Origin of the sequence: Amycolatopsis sp. NPDC051071 (assembly GCF_040682875.1) — a bacterium.
In the GTDB taxonomy this organism is placed as follows: Bacteria; Actinomycetota; Actinomycetes; order Mycobacteriales; family Pseudonocardiaceae; genus Amycolatopsis.
Genome location: NZ_JBFBBY010000161.1, coordinates 1 through 16,251, shown reverse-complemented (window position 1 = coordinate 16,251; position 16,251 = coordinate 1). Strand labels below are relative to the sequence as shown.

Genomic DNA, 16,251 nt, shown 5'->3' with positions numbered 1-16,251 from the left:
CCCTTCCTTGCGCCTAGCGCAAGGAAGGGGGCCTTCCCGTACTGGGGAAGTGGGGGCCTTCACGCGCATGCGGCTACTTGCCCTGGAAGTCCGGCTTGCGCTTGCCGACGAAGGCCTCGACGGCCTCGGTGTGGTCGGCGGTCCCGCCGAGCGCGGACTGGGCGGCGTCCTCGGCGGCCAGCGCGTGCTTGAGGGAGGACTCGGCGGCCACGGACAGGACATTCTTGATCTTCGCGTAGGCGACCGTCGGGCCCGCGGCCAGCTTCGCGGCGAGCTTCTGCACCCGGCCCGCCAGTTCCTCGTCCGGGACGACTTCGCTGACCAGGCCGAGCGTCAGCGCCTCGGCCGAGCCGACCGTGCGGGCCAGCAGCATCAGCTCAGCCGCGCGGCCGAGCCCGATCAGGCGCTGCAACGTCCACGAGGCGCCCGAATCCGGGCCGAGGCCGACGTTCGCGAACGCCATCAGGAAGTTCGCCGACGTCGCGGCGATCCGGAGGTCGCTGGCGTAGGCGAAGGCGGCACCCGCGCCGGCGGCGGGACCGTTCACCGCGGCGATGACGGGCTTCGGCATCCCGACGATCGTCTCGACGATCGGGTTGTAGTGCTCCTTGACCGTGTGTAGCGGAGCCGGGTCACCCGCCTGCAGCAGTCCGACATGCTCCTTCAGGTCCTGCCCGGCGCAGAAGGCCTTGCCGGAGCCGGTCAGCACGACGGCGCGGACGCTGTCGTCGGCAGCCGCTTCCCGCAGCCCCGCCAGCAGCAGTTCCTTGAGTTCGACGGTCAGCGAGTTGTACGCCTGCGGCCGGTTCAGCGTGAAGGTGCGCACGCCATCGGCGTCGGCGGTCAGCAGAACGTCGGATGTGGTCACGGGATCTCCTAGTCGGCGAAACTGCGGTCTGAAGGGAAGTCTTTCAGCCTCGCGAGCCGCATACCAGCACCGATACGGCGGCAAAAGATCGGTCCGCGTTCGCGCTCGGCCGCTGATGAGGGACAATGGACAGTAGACCCGGCTGGCTTTGACGAGCGCGACCCGGGCGCGCCGGTTGAGACGGAGGGAGCACGCTATGGCGGCCATGAAGCCCCGGACCGGAGATGGTCCCCTCGAAGTGACTAAGGAGGGGCGGGGCCTCGTGATGCGCGTACCACTGGAGGGTGGTGGGCGCCTCGTCGTCGAGCTCTCCGCGGAAGAAGCGAAGGATCTCGGCGCGGCCTTGCAGGAGGTCACCGGCTGAGCCGGACCAGCACCTACGTTCAACCACCCGCACCCCGGTCTCCCTTCGGAGGCCGGGGTCGCGGTTCATCTGTGCCCGGAGGTCGCTCACTGTGCGTAACCCGCTACCCCCCGTTCCGGGGAAGCTTCTCGAACTCGAGGTCTCGGATGACCTACGGCGCGGAACGCCGCTGGCCACGCTGATCGCGGCATCGCCGGAAGAGGACGGTGACGCCGGGCTCGAGGAGATCGGGGGCGTGCGGCCCACCGGCAAGGCAGGCGAGGTGCAGACCGTGCCGACCGGCGGTACCCGCTGGCTGGCGGGCGTCGGCGACGGCGAACCCCGGCAGTACCGCAAAGCCGGTGCCGCGCTGATCCGCGCCGTCTCCTCGGCGCTGGACGAAGACGTCAAGGCCGGGCTGAAGGCGTTCCGCACCTTCGCCGTCGAACTGCCCGAAGACGCGAGCGCCGAGCACATCGAGGAACTGGCCTTCGGGCTGTTGCTCGGCGGCTACCGCTTCACGGTGACGGCCGAAGAGCCCAAGCCCAGTGTGAAGACCGTGCGGCTGCTGACCCGCTACGAGCGCGCCGTGCCCGCGTACGACAAGGCGCTGGAGCGGGTCCGCGAACTCGCCGCGGCCGCCTCGTTCGCGCGCGATCTGGCGAACGCGCCCTCGAACATCAAGAACCCCGCATGGCTCGCCGACACCGCCGCACGCGTCTCCGGCGGCATCCCGGACCTGGCCGTTTCGGTCCGGGACGAGAAGTGGCTCGCGGCGCAGGGCTTCGGCGGCGTCCTCGCGGTCGGCGGCGGCTCGGCCTCGCCGCCCCGGCTGATCGAGATGGAGTACCGGCCGCGCGGCGCGACGACGCATTTGCTGCTGGTCGGCAAGGGCATCACCTTCGACACCGGCGGCCTGTCGATCAAACCGGCCGACGGTATGCACCTCATGCGCACCGACATGGCGGGCGGGGCGGCGATCATCGCCGCGGTCCGCGCGATCGCCGCGCTGCGCCTGCCGGTCCGCGTGACCGGACTGGTGCCCGCCGCCGAGAACCACGTCTCCGGCTCGTCGTACCGGCCCGGCGACATCGTGCGCCACTACGGCGGAAAGACGACCGAGGTCGGCAACACCGACGCCGAGGGCCGCATGGTCCTCGCCGACGCACTCGTCTACGGCATCAGGAAGTACAAACCGGACGTCGTGGTCGACGCCGCGACGCTGACCGGTGCGATGAAGGTCTCCCTCGGCGTCCGCACCGGCGGCGTGTTCGCCACCGACGACGCGCTCGCGGAGCGGGTCACGAAGGCGGGCGAGCGGGTCGGCGAAGCGTGGTGGCGGATGCCGCTGCTGGAGGATCTGTCCGAGACCGTGCAGGGCTCGCTCGCCGATGTCCGGCAGGCGCCGGGCGGCCCCGGCGGCATCGTCGCGGCGCTGTTCCTACGCGAGTTCGTCGGCGACGTCCCGTGGGCGCACCTCGACATCGCCGGCCCCGCGCGGGCCGACAAGACCTACGCCGACGTCGTGCCCGGAGCCACCGGTTTCGCCACGCGGACGCTGGTCGAGCTGGTCGCTTCCTACGCCTGACCTGCGGATCACCTGCGGGGCGGTAGCAAGGGACCTTTGCTATCGCCTTGCTGGCGCACCCTGGGCATGGGCTGGGTCGGCGCGTCACCGGCATGGGCGGTGAGCCTGCGGGCGAGCCTGGTCGCGGGGCCGGTCAGGTACCGGAACACGAGCCACGCCGTCACGGCGCCGAGGACGAATCCGGCGAGAACGTCGTGCGGGTGATGCGCGCCGACGAAGACCCGCGAGAAGCCCATCAACGCCGCACCCGCGAGCACCCAGGGCGCGAGTCGCCGCCAGGCGAGTGCCAGCCCGACGGCGGCCGCCGCGGCGATCGTGGAGTGGTTGCTCGGGAACGACCAGTCGTCGAGCGGCGGGCAGTGGACGAGCGTGACGAGGTTCCGGCATGGCCGGTCCTCCTGGATCACGCTCTTCACCCCTTCGCTGATCACGTAGGCGATCGCGGTCGCGGCGGGCGGCAGCAGCGCCGTGGTGATCCGGACAGGCGAAGTGCGCGCCTTCCACAACATCCAGGCGAAGAGCGCCACGAAGGCGAGCAGTCCTGCTTCGGTGAACAGGATTCCCGCCGCCTGGAGCCAGCTCGGGCTCTCACCCGCCAACTCCACGATGTCGTCGTACATTCACCTGAAGTTAGCGAAAACGTCGCGTCCGTGGGATGGACGAACGGCAGAGGCTGACCTTGACGATCGTCACCAGCGCTGCGTGCGGACCTGCTCCCGGAACCGCAGGACCGCCGGCGGCAGGGCGACGTCCTTGCGCCACGCCAGCCCGATGGTCCGGCCGACCGGCGGCACGAGCGGGACTTCGGCGACGCCCGCCGGGCTGCCCGGCTCGAAGCGGGGGAGCAGCGCCACCCCGAGCCCGGCCGCCACCAGCCCGCGTACGGTGTCGGACTCCTGGCCCTCGAAGGCGATCTTCGGCTCGAAGCCGGCCGCGGCGCACAGGTCGTCGGTGATGGTGCGGAGGCCGTAGCCGGTTTCGAGGAGGACGAACTCCTCGTCCTTGAGATCCTCGATGGCGGCGCTGGGCCGGTCGGCGAGGCGGTGCGAGGTCGGGACGGAGAGGAAGATTTCCTGCTCCGCGAGCACGGCGGTGTCGAGGAGCGGGTCGTCGACGGGGGAGGGCGCGAGCAGCGCGAGGTCGAGTTCGCCGCTGGTCAGCCTGTCGACCATGTCCTGGCGCGAGCCCTGGACCAGCGTGAACCGCACGTGGGGGTGGTCCGCGCGGTAGCTGCGGAGCAGGGTGGGGGCCAGTGAACGGCCGAGCAGATGCAGGAAGCCGAGGACGATGTGCCCGGACTCGGGATCGACCTCTTCGCGGGCCTGCCGGACTCCGGCGTCGACAGTGGCAAGGGCACGCTCGGCGGCGTCGGCGAGTAGTTCGGCGGCGCGGGTGAGCCGGATGCCGCGGCCGTCGGGCACGGTCAGCGGGGCACCCAGGGCCTCGCCGAGTGCCGCGATTCGGCGGCTTACCGTTGGCTGCGGGACGCCGAGCAGCTCGGCCGCGCGTGTGACGTTCGTCGTGCGCCGCAGTGCGGTGAGCAAGGCGAGCTGAGGGGCTAGCTGGGCAGTCATCCTTTCATTCAGCACGGTATCGATTCTGGCAGATGAGCGTATTAGACGTATTGGTTAGCTGCGCTTAGCTTCAAGATCGTGCCTGCTACCGGACCCACACGCCGCGTGACGATCGCCGTCGCCGCGGCCGGGATCTCCTCCTTCGCCCTGCTCTACGCGCCGCAGCCGGTGCTGCCGCAGCTGGCGGAGCAGTACCACCTCGATCCCGGAGGCGCTTCGCTCGCGGTGAGCGTCGCGACCGGCGCGCTCGCGATCGCCGTGCTGCCGATCGCGGCGCTCTCCGAGGTCGTGGGACGGCGTCCGGTGATCATCGCTTCGGTGGTCTCGGCGGTCGTGTTCGGCTTCCTGCTGCCGCTGGCGCCCAGCTATCCGGCGCTGCTCGTGCTGCGGGCTTTGCAGGGGGTCGCCATCGCGGGGTTCGCCGGAGTGGCCGCGGCCTACCTCGCGGAACGGCTCGGGAAGGCCGGGCTCGCGGCGGCGGTGGGCGCGATGATCGCCGGGAACACCATCGGCGGGATGGCGGGCAGGCTCGCGTCCGGGCTCACCGCCGGTCCCTTCGGCTACCACGGCGCGCTGGTGGTCGTCGCGGCGATCGGACTGGTCTGCGCGGTGGTCACGGTGCTGGTCCTGCCGCGGGGGGAGCAAGGGACCTTTGCTATCACTTTCGCGGATCGTCGCAGGTCAGAGGTACTGCGCGAGCAAGGGAGGGCGGTCCTCGCGGGGCTCGGGGCGGCCGTGCGGAAGCCGGTCCTGCTGGTCCAGTACGCGGTCGCGCTGCTGGCGATGGGCTCGTTCGTCGCGCTGTACAACGCCGCCGGATTCCGCCTGACCGGCGAGCCGCTGGACCTGTCGCCCGCGATCGCTTCGCTGGTCTTCCTCGCCTACGCGATGGGCTCGGTCTCGTCGGCGACGGCGGGCAAGCTCGTCGGCCGGTTCGGACGTCGCCGGGCGCTCGTGGGGGCACTGCTGCTGACGATCGCCGGCACCGCGCTGACCTTGCCCGACTCGCTGCCGCTGGTCATCGTCGGTTTCGTCGTGCTGACCGGGGCGTTCTTCGCCGCACACGCCGTCGCCAACGGCTGGGCCGCCGCGGAGGCGCCCGAGAACGCTCGCGGCCAGGTAGGAGGGCTCTACACACTTTCGTACTACCTCGGCAGCAGTGTCGGCGGCGCCGTCGGCGCCACCGTGTACGGCCACGCGGGCTGGACCTGGCTGATCGTGCTCACCGCCGCCTGGCTCGTCCTCGCCGCTGTCGCCGTCTTCACCGTGGTCCCGAAGTCCGCAAAGGTCTCCTTCCCTACCCGCGAAGTGGGGAAGGAGGCCTTCACGGAACAGGCGCTGAGGCGATAGCAAAGGTCCCTTGCTACGCGATGGCGGCGACCAGCAGCCCGCCGCCGACCGGCAACAGCGCCGGGACCAGCCGGTCGTCCTCCCGGAAGGCCCGCGCGACCTCGCGCAGTGCGAGCGTGTCCGGATCACGTCGTGAGGGATCCGTCACCCTGGCACCCGAAACGTTGTGGAACGCCAGTATCCCGCCGGGCCGCAGCAGCGCGACGGCCTTCTCGTAGCAACTCGGGTACTCGACCGGCGCCGAATCGACGAACACCAGGTCGTAGCCGCCGGGCGTGAGCCGGGGGAGGACGTCGAGCGCGCGGCCCATGATCAGCCGGGTCCGCCCTGGCGGATAGCCTGCCTCGCGGAACGCCGACCTCGCCGCCCGGTGGTACTCCGGTTCGATGTCGATCGAGGTCAGGATCCCGTCGTCGACCATGCCCCTGAGCAGGCACAACCCGCTCACTCCTGCCCCGGTCCCGACCTCGACGACGGCCTTCGCGCGCAGTGTCGTCGCCAGGAAACGCAGCGTCGCGCCGGCACCCGCGCTCAGCGGGCCGCACCCCAGATCGGCCGACCGCGCCCGCGCGGTGGCCAGAACCTCGTCGTCGGGGAGGTACCCGTCGACGAGGTCGGCGTCGGCGGCCTCGGCAGGCGAGCCCGCATGCGTCCCGGAATTCACACGCGGAGATTAGCGCTGCTTATCGACAAAAGAGCGAAGACTCCCTGGTACCGACTTCTCAGGGTCTTCTCAGTCCAGTCTCACTAGAAACATAAGCAGGCCGGACAGACTGGGCCTCGACAACGGGAACACCGCGTACATCGCCCGCGTTGGGTGGAGTAGTTGGGAGAAGACGCTGATGGAGGTGCCTACTTCCCCGATGCAGGAAACGATGCAGAACGACCAGCTCGCGGACCAGGTCACGCCGGTGACGGTGGACGAGGCCGCATGGACCCCGCCCTCATGGGACGAGGTCGTACGCGAACACGCCGATCGTGTGTACCGGCTCGCCTACCGCCTGACAGGTAACGCCCACGACGCCGAGGACCTGACGCAGGAGACCTTCATCCGGGTCTTCCGCTCCCTCGCGTCCTACAAACCCGGGACGTTCGAAGGCTGGCTGCACCGCATCACCACGAACCTCTTCCTCGACATGGCCCGCCGCCGCTCACGCGTGCGGATGGAAGGCCTCCCCGAGGACACCGACCGCATCGTCGGCGACGACCCGAGCCCGGAGCAGGTGTACTCGGATACGCACCTTGACCCGGATCTGCAGGCCGCGCTCGACGAGCTGCCGCCCGAGTTCCGCGCCGCGGTCGTGCTGTGTGACGTCGAAGGCCTCTCGTACGAGGAGATCGGCGCCACCCTCGGTGTCAAGCTCGGCACCGTGCGCAGCCGGATCCACCGCGGCCGCCAGGCGCTTCGCGCTTCTTTGGAGCGTCGTCGCGCCGCGGCGCAGGAGTCTGCGAAGGTGGGGGTATGACCGCACCGCGAGGTTGGGCACTCCCCGAGTCGCATCTGCTTCCGGACGCCATCGTCGCCTTCGTCGACGGCGAGCTGACCCTCGGCGCCCAGGACAGGGCGTCGGCGCATATCGCTCGCTGTCAGGCCTGCGCGGCGGAGGTCACCGCGCAGCGCCAGGCCGTCACCGCCGTGAAGCAGGCCGGAGCCCCGTTGATGTCGGCGGGTTTTCTCGCGAGCCTCTGCTCCATCCCGCAGAACACCGAGCTCCCCAGCTCGCCGGACAACCTGGCGATGACGGCCGACGGCCAGCTGGTGGCCATCCAGCGTCCCGACCGGGTCGCCGGACTTCGTGAAACCGGAGTGCTCGGCGGTACCGCGCCGTTGGGATCATCGGCGCCGCTGGGCCAGTCCCCGAACGTGCTCGGCGGCGGCCGGTTCGGCCTCGCCCGCCGGAAGTACGCGCAAGGCGCCGGAGTGGTCGTTTCGGGTCTGGTGCTGAGCGCACTGGCACTGGTCGCGACCTCGGGTGACGGCACCGAAGACCAGCCGAGCCCGGCATTGGTCCCGCCGCAGGGTGTCAACGCGGGACTGCTGCCCGCGCAGCTGGGCGGCGGTGTCCGGCCGGAACCGCCGCACACCCCCGCACCGAGCCCGAGCACGTCGAGCGCGCCCGTGCCCGTCTCCGCTCGCTGATCCGCTTCGTCAGGGTTTGACGAAGCAGATCGTCGCGCTCTTGAAATTCGTCGCCCCGTAGCTGGAGTAGGAGATGACCTCCGCGGTGCCCTCCTTGCACGGGCTGTTCACGATGCTCGCCTGACCGAAGACCTCGCTGATCTTCAACCGCGCCGAGCCGCAGTCCTTCAAGGGTGGCGGAGTCTTCGTCTCGATGTCGTCGAAACACAACCCGACCTTGGCGTTGATCGCCAGGCACAGTGCGACGCCCTCCCCGCGCAGCGGCGTCGCGACGGCGTACTTGTAGAAGCCTTCCTTGCAGTCCCAGTCGCCTTTGTCGATACCGGTGAGGCTCACCGCGTAGGGCGCCTGCGGGGAATCGCACGACGTCTTGACCGCGTCGGCCCCCTTGCCCGCGCCGGTCAGCACGACGCAGTCGCCCTCGACCAGCTTCCCCGCTTGCTTCTCCGGCCCGGCGGCCGACTTCGCCACGAAGATCAGTCCGATCCCACCGCCGACCACGACGAGGGCGGCGACCAGCAGCAGCACCTTCACCTTGGTGGACAGGCCCTTCTTCTTGGGCGGCTGCTGCGGCCAGCCCTCTTGCTGGGGCCATTGCTGCTGCTGTTGAGGCCACTGCTGTTCCGGGCTGTAGTGCTGATCTTGGCTGTACCCCGGTTGCCGCGGGTACGGCTGTTGCTGGGGATACGGCTGCTGTGGCGGGAACTGGCCCCCGTGATTCTCCGACATGACCGTTAGACTGCCAGAGGTGCGACATGGTTGCCTCAAGTGTCACATTTATCGACGGTTCCGGGGAAACAACGCGCACTTCACCATGGTGACGGCAGAATCGGCAGCGAGGCTTGGCGTACTCTCGCGTCCGGCCAACCTGATCTCAGCCCCGGGGAATGATGACCGAGCAGCCGAACGCGAATCCGCAGCAGCCTGGTGAACCGGCGGCGGATCGGCTGGCGCCGCGCCCGCTGGCCCGGCCCGCCGTCGATCCGGCGCAGGCGGCCACGTTCGGCAGGCCGCGTGGCGTCGCGGGTGCCTTCGACAAGCTCTACCAGCCAGGGACCAACGGGCAGACGGCGCCGGGTATGAACTTGGCGCCGCCGACGCCGGAATCGCTCGCCGAGGCCTTCCGCCGTCCGCCGGGCGCCGAGGGTGTCGTGCTGGAGCGGCCGTACGGGGCCAACGGCGCCGGCCTGTCCGGGAACGGTGCCGAAGAACCGCTCTGGACCAAGACCTCGGATCCGTGGCGCGATCCCGCCTCGGGCGCGGTGCTCGCCGGACCCGCGATGCAGGCTGAGCCCGAAGAAGAGAAGGACGCGAAGCGCCCGCACGGTGCGCTGCTGAGCTTGCCGGAAGTCCTCTTCGGGCGGCGCGTGCAGACGAAGGCGCTGGCGATGCTCGCCGCCGTCGCGCTGGTCGTCGGCGCCGCCGGCGGGCTGATCGGCTGGTGGTTTGCCGACACCGGCACCGAACTCACCGGCGAGGCCAGCATCTCCGAGGCCGACGCCGCCAAGGAACGCCCGGCTGGCTCGATCGCGGACATCGCCCACCGGGTGGCGCCCGCCGTCGTCTCGCTCGAGGTGTTCAAACCCGGTGCCGACGCGGGCCAGCAAGGTTCCGGCGTCGTCATCGACACCCAGGGCTACGTGCTCACGAACGAACACGTGATCTCGGCGGCGACGGCCGACGCGGCCACCAAGGTCACCGCCGTGTTCTTCGACGGCAGGCGTGTCGAGGCCAAGGTCGTCGGCGCCGACCCGAAAACCGACCTCGCCGTGGTCAAGGTCAACGTCGACAACCTGACCGCGTTGCAGGTCGGAAAGTCGTCCGATCTCGCCGTCGGCGATTCGGTGATCGCCGTCGGCTCGCCGCTGGCACTGCAGAACTCGGTCACCGCCGGCATCGTGAGCGCGCTGAACCGTCCGGTGACCGCGGGCGGCGACGGCGGCAGCGCCCCGGTGATCTACGAGGCCATCCAGACCGACGCCGCGATCAACCACGGCAACTCGGGCGGCGCGCTCGTCGACGCGACCGGCGCCCTGGTCGGGATCAACTCGGCGATCCGCTCGTCCAGTGCCGAAGGCGGCAGTATCGGCATCGGCTTCGCCATCCCGAGCGACTACGCGGTGAAGATCGCGAAAACCCTGATCAAGGACGGAAAGGTCGTCCACCCCGACATCGGCATCAACGCCTCCTCGACCGTCGCGGGCTCCAGCACCATGGGCGCCCAGGTCCGCAACGTCGCCCCCGGCGGCCCAGCGGCGTCGGCCGGGATCAAGGAAGGCGACGTGATCACCGAGGTCGGCGGACGGCTCGTGCGCGACTCCTCGGAACTGCTTGTCGCGGTCCGCGCGCGAGACGTCGGCGAAGTGGTTCCTGTCCGGCTTGTCCGTGATGGGTCTTCGCTTGTGGTTGACGTGAAACTGGCTTCGGACTGAGCGGGTCCGGGCGGGTACCCTGAACGGGGAAGACGCCGAGGCGGAGGTTCACACGGGTGTTCGAAAGTGTCGGCTGGGGCGAGATCCTCATCATCGTCGTCGCGGGTCTGTTCATTCTCGGTCCGGAGCGGCTCCCTGAAGCCGCGGCGTGGATGGCGAAGAGCGTCCGCAAGGTCCGTGAATTCGCGACCGGCGCCAAAACGCAACTACGCGAGGAGATGGGCCCGGAGTTCGACCAGCTGCGCAAGCCGCTGGAAGACCTGCGCGGTCTGCGGAACTTCGATCCGAAGCGGGTCGTCACCCAGCACCTGTTCGACGGTGACTCCGATCCGCTGGGGCTCAACAACGTCAAGGGCACCAACGGCGGTGCGAACGGGACCAACGGTGCCAACGGTGCTTCGAAGCCCAACGGCTACCCGGCGACAGCCGCGCAGCCCGAGCCGCTGAAGCCGGGCGAGCGCCCTCCGGTCGACCCCGACGCCACCTGACACACCGCGTTTAGTCCTCTAGTTGCGGTCCATGCACGCGCAACTACCGCAACCAGTCCTCTACTTGCGGGACACCCGGATGCCAGGAACGGCCCCCGTTCGCAGCCGTACTCACAGTCAGCACGAGCACGCGAGTTACGCCTGCAAGCACGTGAGTTCCGCCTTCAAGCACGCGAGTTACGGCTTCAAGCACGCGAGTTACGCTTTCAAGCACGCGAGTGCGGAGTCTGAGCACGCCCGCACCACGTCTCGGTGACGCACGATCACCGCATCTCTTGCCGGGCAGCCCCTTCGCACACCCGGAACACCGCGGAACCGCGAGTCCGACACCCTCCGGTCGACCCCGACGCCACCTGACACACCGCGATTAGTCCTCTGGTTGCGGTCCATGCACGCGCAACTACCGCAACCAGTCCTCTACTCGCGGGACACCCGGGCAGGTCAGCGGCCCGCGGGGGTCACGTTCAGCATCATCCCGGCCAGTCCACGCGCCCGGACGGTCAGCTTCTTCGCCGTCTCCTTGAGCACGAGCGACGCCGGCGCGTCCGGCTCCGCCAGTACGATCGGCGTCCCCGCGTCGCCGTGGGCGACCAGCCGCGGGTCCATCGGGACCTGGCCGAGCAGCGGCACCGGCGAGCCGACCGACTTCGACAGCGAGTCGGCGACGGACTGCCCGCCGCCGGACCCGAAGAGCTCCATCCGCCCGCCGTCGGGCGTCTCCAGCCACGACATGTTCTCGATGACACCGGCGATCCGCTGCCGCGTCTGCAACGCGATCGCACCCGCGCGCTCGGCCACCTCGGCCGCCGCCTGCTGCGGGGTGGTGACGACCAGGATCTCCGCGTTCGGGATCAGCTGCGCCACCGAGATCGCGATGTCGCCGGTGCCCGGCGGCAGGTCCAGCAGCAGGATGTCGAGGTCGCCCCAGAACACGTCGGCGAGGAACTGCTGCAGTGCGCGGTGCAGCATCGGCCCGCGCCAGACGACGGGGGTGTTGCCCGGGGTGAACATGCCGATCGAGATGACCTTCACGCCGTGCGCCTGCGGCGGCATGATCATGGTGTCGACCTTGGTCGGCTTCTCCCGCGTGCCGAGCATCCGCGGCACCGAGTGCCCGTAGATGTCCGCGTCCACCACGCCGACGGAGAGCCCGCGCTCGGCCATCGCGGCCGCGAGGTTCACCGTCACCGAGGACTTGCCGACCCCGCCCTTGCCGGACGCGACGCAGTAGACCCGCGTCAGCGAACCCGGCTGCGCGAACGGGATCACCGGTTCCGCGGCGTCACCGCGCAGCGATTTTCGCAGTGCCGTGCGTTGCTCGTCGTTCATCACGTCGAGCTCGACCCGGACGTCGCTGACGCCGGGGAGCTTCGCGACGGCGTCGGTGGTGTCCTTCGTCAGCGTCGCCTTCAACGGGCAGCCGGCGACCGTCAGATAAATCCCGACAGTGACCACACCGTCCGAGCCGACCTCCACGCCCTTGACCATGCCGAGTTCGGTGATCGGCTTCTTGATCTCCGGGTCGTACACGGCCTTCAGCGCGGTGCGGACATCGTCGACGCTGGGGAGTTGCTGCGTACTGGTCACGCCTCCATGTTACGTACCGGTAGCCGTGCGGTCGGGTTTGCCCTTGCGTGGCTTGGCGTCAAGATCCTCACGGAGGCGGTCGAGTTCACCGCGGAGGAAGTCGCGGGTGGCGACCTCGCCGACCGCGATCCGCAGTGACGCCAGCTCCCGCGCGAGGTATTCGGTGTCCGCCTTGGTCTGCTCGGCCCGATTCCGGTCTTCCTCCAGCGAGACGCGGTCGCGGTCGTCCTGGCGGTTCTGCGCCAGGAGGATGAGCGGCGCGGCATACGCGGCCTGTGTCGAAAACGCCAGATTCAGCAGGATGAACGGGTACGGGTCCCAGCGCAGCGAGACCGCCACCAGGTTCAGCACGATCCAGACGATGACGGTCAGTGTCTGCCAGAACAGGTATTTACCGGTGCCGAGGAACCGTGCGACCCGTTCGGTGAGCCTGCCGAAGGTATCCGGGTCCAGGTTCAGCCTGAACCGGCCTTGGCCGCGGGGCTGGTCGAGCCGCCGCCCGGACGTCAGTTCAGGCACGTTCGGCCTCCTCGCTTTCTTCTCCGTTGATCTCGCCGGTGATGTCGTGCAGCCCGGTCTCGCGCCAGTCCTCCGGGAGCAGATGGTCGAGGACGTCGTCGACGGTGACCGCGCCCAGCAGGTGGTCTTCGGCGTCGACCACCGGCCCGCAGGTGAGGTTGTAGGCGGCGAAGTAGCGGGTGACCTCGGACAACGTGGCGTTCGGTCGCAGCGCGGGCAACTGCGTGTCGACGGCGCTCGCCACTATTTCCGCGGGTGGCTCGCGTAGCAGCCGCTGGAAGTGGACGACGCCGACGAAGCGCCCTGTCGGCGTCTCGGTGGGCGGGCGGCAGACGAACACCATGCTCGCCAGCGCCACCGGGAGATCGGCGTTGCGGATATGCGCGAGTGCCTCCGCGACCGTGGCATCGGGGGTCAGGACGACCGGTTCGGGTGTCATCAGCCCGCCCGCGGTGTCGGAGGAGTACTCGAGCAGCCGTTTCACCGGTGCCGACTCCTCGGGCTCCATCAGTTCCAGGAACCGGTTCTGTTCGGCGGGCGCCAGTTCGGCCAGCAGGTCGGCGGCGTCGTCGGGGTTCATCGCTTCGAGGATGTCGGCGGCGCGTTCCTCGGCGAGGTAGGACAGCAGTTCCTTCTGGTCGTCTTCGGGGAGTTCCTCAAGCAGGTCGGCGAGGTGCTCGTCGTCCATCGCGTCGGCGACCTCGTGCCGCCGTTTCAGCGGCAGGTCCCGCACGGTGGCGGCGACGTCGGCCGCGCGCATGGTGTCGAACAACACCAGCAGTTGCGCCGCGCCCTGGGTCTGGCCGGTCAGGTCGGTGAGCCCGAGCCCGGACACCTCCGACCACGGCAGCACCTGCATCGGCGCACGTCGCCTGCCGAGGCCGAGCCTGCTCGACCGCTCGCGGATCGCGAGTTTCGCGAGCACCCAGTCCCGGGTCCGTGTCGGTTCCATGGCGGCGTCGACGACAGTGATCCGGGTGTCGGAGCCCGCGAGCGTCGCGTACGCGTCGAACAACTGCCCGACCACCAGTACCTCGTTGGGCCGCTGGTGGAATCGCCGCATGTTCACCGAACCGGTGGCGAGGGTGATGGCGGTGGGCTCGATCGAGGTCACGCGCAACATCGGCACGAACACGCGCCGCCTCGTGGTCAGCTCGACGACGATGCCCAGTATCCGCGGCGGCTGCTGATCCAGCCGCAGGCCCGCCACCAGGTCCCGGACCTTGCCGATCGATTCACCATCGGGCCCGAATACCGGCAAACCGGCCAGCTGAGCTGCGAATACCCTGTTCACGCCTGCCATGCCCGAAGGCTATCGGCTCCCGGCGCGGGAGACGATTCGTGTGATCACCGCAATGCCCAGGCGGCGATTTCCGGGACGGCGGCGTACGCGGGATCTTCGGCGATGCTCTCGGGTGAGCTGCCCTCGGCGAGGTCTTCGTGGAGCCAGATCCAGTTCCGCACCGCGCGCACGAGCGTCCACGCCCGCGTGCGTTCGGCGTCCAGCCCCGCCGCGGCGGTGAACCACGCGATCTTTTCGTCCATTGTGGACTCGGTCGCCCGGTTCCAGAGAATCGAGATCGCGCCGAACTCGAGGTCGCCCGAGAGCGGCTTCGGGTCGATCACCAGCCACGGTTCGCGTTCGCCGGCGAGGACGTTCTCGAAGTGCAGATCCTCGTTCACCATCAGCTCGCCTGCCGTTGGCCCGAGGTGCACACAGATCTCGACCGCCGCGTCGATGTACTTCCGGTCGAACGGCTCGCCGAGTTCGCTCCACGTCTCCGGGAGTTCGGTGACCAGTTCCGCAGCCTCTTCACGAAGAGAACGCCGCAGGGCTTCGGGGGCGGGGACGGCCAGCCGCCGCGCGATCGCGCCGACGGTCTCGACGGCTTCCCGGATCGGCTCGGTTTCGAGCGAGCGAGTGGCGTCAAGCCGCTCCAGCAGCAACACGCCGTCTTCGGGCACGTTGTCGTACATCAGCACCGCGCCCTGACCGGCCCAAGTGGACAGTGCGAGCGGCTCGTCGTCGGATTCCTCATGCGGCCAGCCGAGTTTGAGGATCGCGGGGGAGCCGTCGGCGCGGCGGACGGGCTGGGCGACGCCGACGAAACCGTGCATGGCCTCGCCGTCGTAGCCGAGATTCCATTTGGCCGTGTACTTCTCGGCGAGGAACGGGAGGGAGTCGAGCCACTCGGCGGCACCGGGGCCGAGGTCGGCGGCGCGGTCGAGGAACTTGGGCGGGATCTTGAAACCGGTCACGAACCCACCTTGGCAGGCGTGTCCACCGTGTTTCGACCGTGACCCGCCAGGCGTACCGTGAACAGGGAGAACAACCCCGGGAGCGGTTATGGTGGTGGAGATTCTCAGTGCGGTCGTCGTCGTTGGCGGCGCTTGGCTCGCGGCCAGCCTGCGGGTGGTGAAACAGTACGAACGCGGTCTGGTCTTCCGGTTCGGCCGGGTGCGCACGACGCCCCGGGAGCCGGGGCTCGCGATGCTGATGCCCTTCGCGGACAGGATGCAGAAGGTCAACATGCAGATCATCACGATGCCGATCCCCGCGCAGGACGGCATCACCCGCGATAACGTCAGCGTGCGGGTCGACGCGGTCGTGTACTTCAAGGTGGTCGATCCGGTACTGGCCGCGGTGAACGTGCAGGACTACCGCTCGGCCGTCGGCCAGGTGGCGCAGACGTCACTGCGGTCCATCATCGGCAAAAGCGAGCTGGACGACCTGCTGTCGAACCGCGAACGGCTCAACGAAGGCCTGGAGCTGATGATCGACAGCCCCGCGCTGGACTGGGGCATCCACATCGACCGGGTCGAGATCAAGGACGTCGCGCTGCCGGAATCGATGAAACGCTCGATGTCACGCCAGGCCGAGGCCGAACGCGAGCGGCGCGCGCGGGTCATCTCGGCCGACGGCGAACTGCAGGCGTCGTACAAGCTTTCGCAGGCGGCCGCGACCATGGCCGATACCCCGGCGGCGATGCAGTTGCGGCTGCTGGAGACCGTCGTGCAGGTTTCGGCGGAGAAGAACTCGACGCTGGTCCTGCCGTTCCCGGTGGAGTTGCTGCGCTTCCTCGACGCGAACACGCCGAAGCGATCGGCGGAGGCCGCTCCTGCTCCTGCTCCTGGTCCTGCCGCCGCTGCTCCCGCTCCCGCTGCTCCTGTCGCGGCTGTCCCGGAGGTTCCGGCCGTCCCGCCGGCCAACGGTCAGGTGCCGCCGTCGCCGCGGGAGCCGGACGACGCGGACGTGCGCCCCTCGTAGCGGACGTTGTCGAGCATGCTTGATGTCCTGAAGGCCCCCTTTGAGACGTTCAACGTCTCAAAGGGGGCCTTCAGGACATCCGCGCAGTGGGGTG

The 16,251-nt window shown here is 69.4% G+C and carries 17 protein-coding genes; 8 read left to right on the top strand and 9 right to left on the bottom strand.

The window, feature by feature from the left end; genetic code table 11:
- Positions 1–73: 73 nt before the first annotated feature.
- Positions 74–868: an enoyl-CoA hydratase-related protein gene (locus tag AB0M65_RS33835; RefSeq protein ID WP_364037035.1), complete on the bottom strand. Its 795-nt coding sequence runs from the start codon at positions 866–868 to the stop codon at positions 74–76.
- A 196-nt stretch (positions 869–1,064) separates the two neighbouring features.
- On the opposite strand from AB0M65_RS33835, the gene AB0M65_RS33830 reads away from it, so the two are divergent.
- A complete protein-coding gene (locus tag AB0M65_RS33830) occupies positions 1,065–1,232 on the top strand; it encodes a DUF3117 domain-containing protein (RefSeq protein WP_005155393.1) in 168 nt (55 codons plus the stop codon).
- Positions 1,233–1,323: 91 nt separating this feature from the next.
- Positions 1,324–2,799, top strand: a complete 1,476-nt coding sequence (locus AB0M65_RS33825) for a leucyl aminopeptidase family protein (protein ID WP_364037030.1) — start codon at positions 1,324–1,326, stop codon at positions 2,797–2,799.
- A gap of 8 nt (positions 2,800–2,807) precedes the next feature.
- Here the strand turns inward: AB0M65_RS33825 and AB0M65_RS33820 are convergent, their stop codons facing one another.
- Both AB0M65_RS33820 and AB0M65_RS33815 read right to left on the bottom strand, forming a co-directional pair.
- The gene (locus tag AB0M65_RS33820; protein ID WP_364037027.1) at positions 2,808–3,419 is read right to left on the bottom strand and encodes a phosphatase PAP2 family protein; all 612 of its coding nucleotides are present in this window, start codon (positions 3,417–3,419) and stop codon (positions 2,808–2,810) included.
- Positions 3,420–3,488: 69 nt separating this feature from the next.
- Entirely contained in the window at positions 3,489–4,373 is an 885-nt protein-coding gene (locus AB0M65_RS33815) for a LysR family transcriptional regulator (RefSeq protein WP_364037024.1), read from the bottom strand.
- Between the two features lie 105 nt (positions 4,374–4,478).
- Here AB0M65_RS33815 and AB0M65_RS33810 point away from each other — a divergent pair, with 105 nt between their 5' ends.
- Positions 4,479–5,723 (top strand): MFS transporter, encoded by a 1,245-nt coding sequence (locus AB0M65_RS33810; protein ID WP_364037044.1) that lies wholly within the window; start codon positions 4,479–4,481, stop codon positions 5,721–5,723.
- A gap of 13 nt (positions 5,724–5,736) precedes the next feature.
- Here the strand turns inward: AB0M65_RS33810 and AB0M65_RS33805 are convergent, their stop codons facing one another.
- Positions 5,737–6,387, bottom strand: a complete 651-nt coding sequence (locus tag AB0M65_RS33805) for an O-methyltransferase (protein WP_364037021.1) — start codon at positions 6,385–6,387, stop codon at positions 5,737–5,739.
- A gap of 199 nt (positions 6,388–6,586) precedes the next feature.
- Here AB0M65_RS33805 and sigE point away from each other — a divergent pair, with 199 nt between their 5' ends.
- Both sigE and AB0M65_RS33795 read left to right on the top strand, forming a co-directional pair.
- Positions 6,587–7,189 carry an RNA polymerase sigma factor SigE gene (gene sigE / locus AB0M65_RS33800; RefSeq protein ID WP_364037041.1) on the top strand — a complete coding sequence of 201 codons (603 nt, stop codon included), beginning with the start codon at positions 6,587–6,589 and terminating at the stop codon, positions 7,187–7,189.
- Positions 7,186–7,863, top strand: a complete 678-nt coding sequence (locus tag AB0M65_RS33795) for a zf-HC2 domain-containing protein (RefSeq protein ID WP_364037018.1) — start codon at positions 7,186–7,188, stop codon at positions 7,861–7,863. Before sigE ends, AB0M65_RS33795 begins: the two co-directional genes overlap by 4 nt.
- 9 nt (positions 7,864–7,872) lie before the next feature.
- Here the strand turns inward: AB0M65_RS33795 and AB0M65_RS33790 are convergent, their stop codons facing one another.
- Positions 7,873–8,592 carry a hypothetical protein gene (locus AB0M65_RS33790; RefSeq protein WP_364037015.1) on the bottom strand — a complete coding sequence of 240 codons (720 nt, stop codon included), beginning with the start codon at positions 8,590–8,592 and terminating at the stop codon, positions 7,873–7,875.
- A 161-nt stretch (positions 8,593–8,753) separates the two neighbouring features.
- Here AB0M65_RS33790 and AB0M65_RS33785 point away from each other — a divergent pair, with 161 nt between their 5' ends.
- Entirely contained in the window at positions 8,754–10,295 is a 1,542-nt protein-coding gene (locus AB0M65_RS33785; protein WP_364037038.1) for a trypsin-like peptidase domain-containing protein, read from the top strand.
- A gap of 56 nt (positions 10,296–10,351) precedes the next feature.
- Positions 10,352–10,783 carry a Sec-independent protein translocase protein TatB gene (tatB, locus tag AB0M65_RS33780; protein ID WP_364037012.1) on the top strand — a complete coding sequence of 144 codons (432 nt, stop codon included), beginning with the start codon at positions 10,352–10,354 and terminating at the stop codon, positions 10,781–10,783.
- Positions 10,784–11,224: 441 nt separating this feature from the next.
- Here the strand turns inward: tatB and AB0M65_RS33775 are convergent, their stop codons facing one another.
- The 4 genes from AB0M65_RS33775 to AB0M65_RS33760 are packed head-to-tail and all read right to left on the bottom strand — an operon-like array spanning position 11,225 to position 15,148.
- Positions 11,225–12,370: an Mrp/NBP35 family ATP-binding protein gene (locus AB0M65_RS33775; RefSeq protein ID WP_364037009.1), complete on the bottom strand. Its 1,146-nt coding sequence runs from the start codon at positions 12,368–12,370 to the stop codon at positions 11,225–11,227.
- Positions 12,371–12,379: 9 nt separating this feature from the next.
- Entirely contained in the window at positions 12,380–12,889 is a 510-nt protein-coding gene (locus AB0M65_RS33770; RefSeq protein WP_364037006.1) for a DUF1003 domain-containing protein, read from the bottom strand.
- The gene (locus AB0M65_RS33765) at positions 12,882–14,192 is read right to left on the bottom strand and encodes a CBS domain-containing protein (RefSeq protein ID WP_364037003.1); all 1,311 of its coding nucleotides are present in this window, start codon (positions 14,190–14,192) and stop codon (positions 12,882–12,884) included. Before AB0M65_RS33765 ends, AB0M65_RS33770 begins: the two co-directional genes overlap by 8 nt.
- A 44-nt stretch (positions 14,193–14,236) precedes the next feature.
- Positions 14,237–15,148 carry an aminoglycoside phosphotransferase family protein gene (locus AB0M65_RS33760; protein WP_364037000.1) on the bottom strand — a complete coding sequence of 304 codons (912 nt, stop codon included), beginning with the start codon at positions 15,146–15,148 and terminating at the stop codon, positions 14,237–14,239.
- 88 nt (positions 15,149–15,236) lie between these two features.
- Between AB0M65_RS33760 and AB0M65_RS33755 the strand changes: the two genes are divergently transcribed.
- Positions 15,237–16,157, top strand: coding sequence for a slipin family protein (locus AB0M65_RS33755; RefSeq protein WP_364036997.1), 921 nt, complete (start codon positions 15,237–15,239; stop codon positions 16,155–16,157).
- Positions 16,158–16,251: the final 94 nt, after the last annotated feature.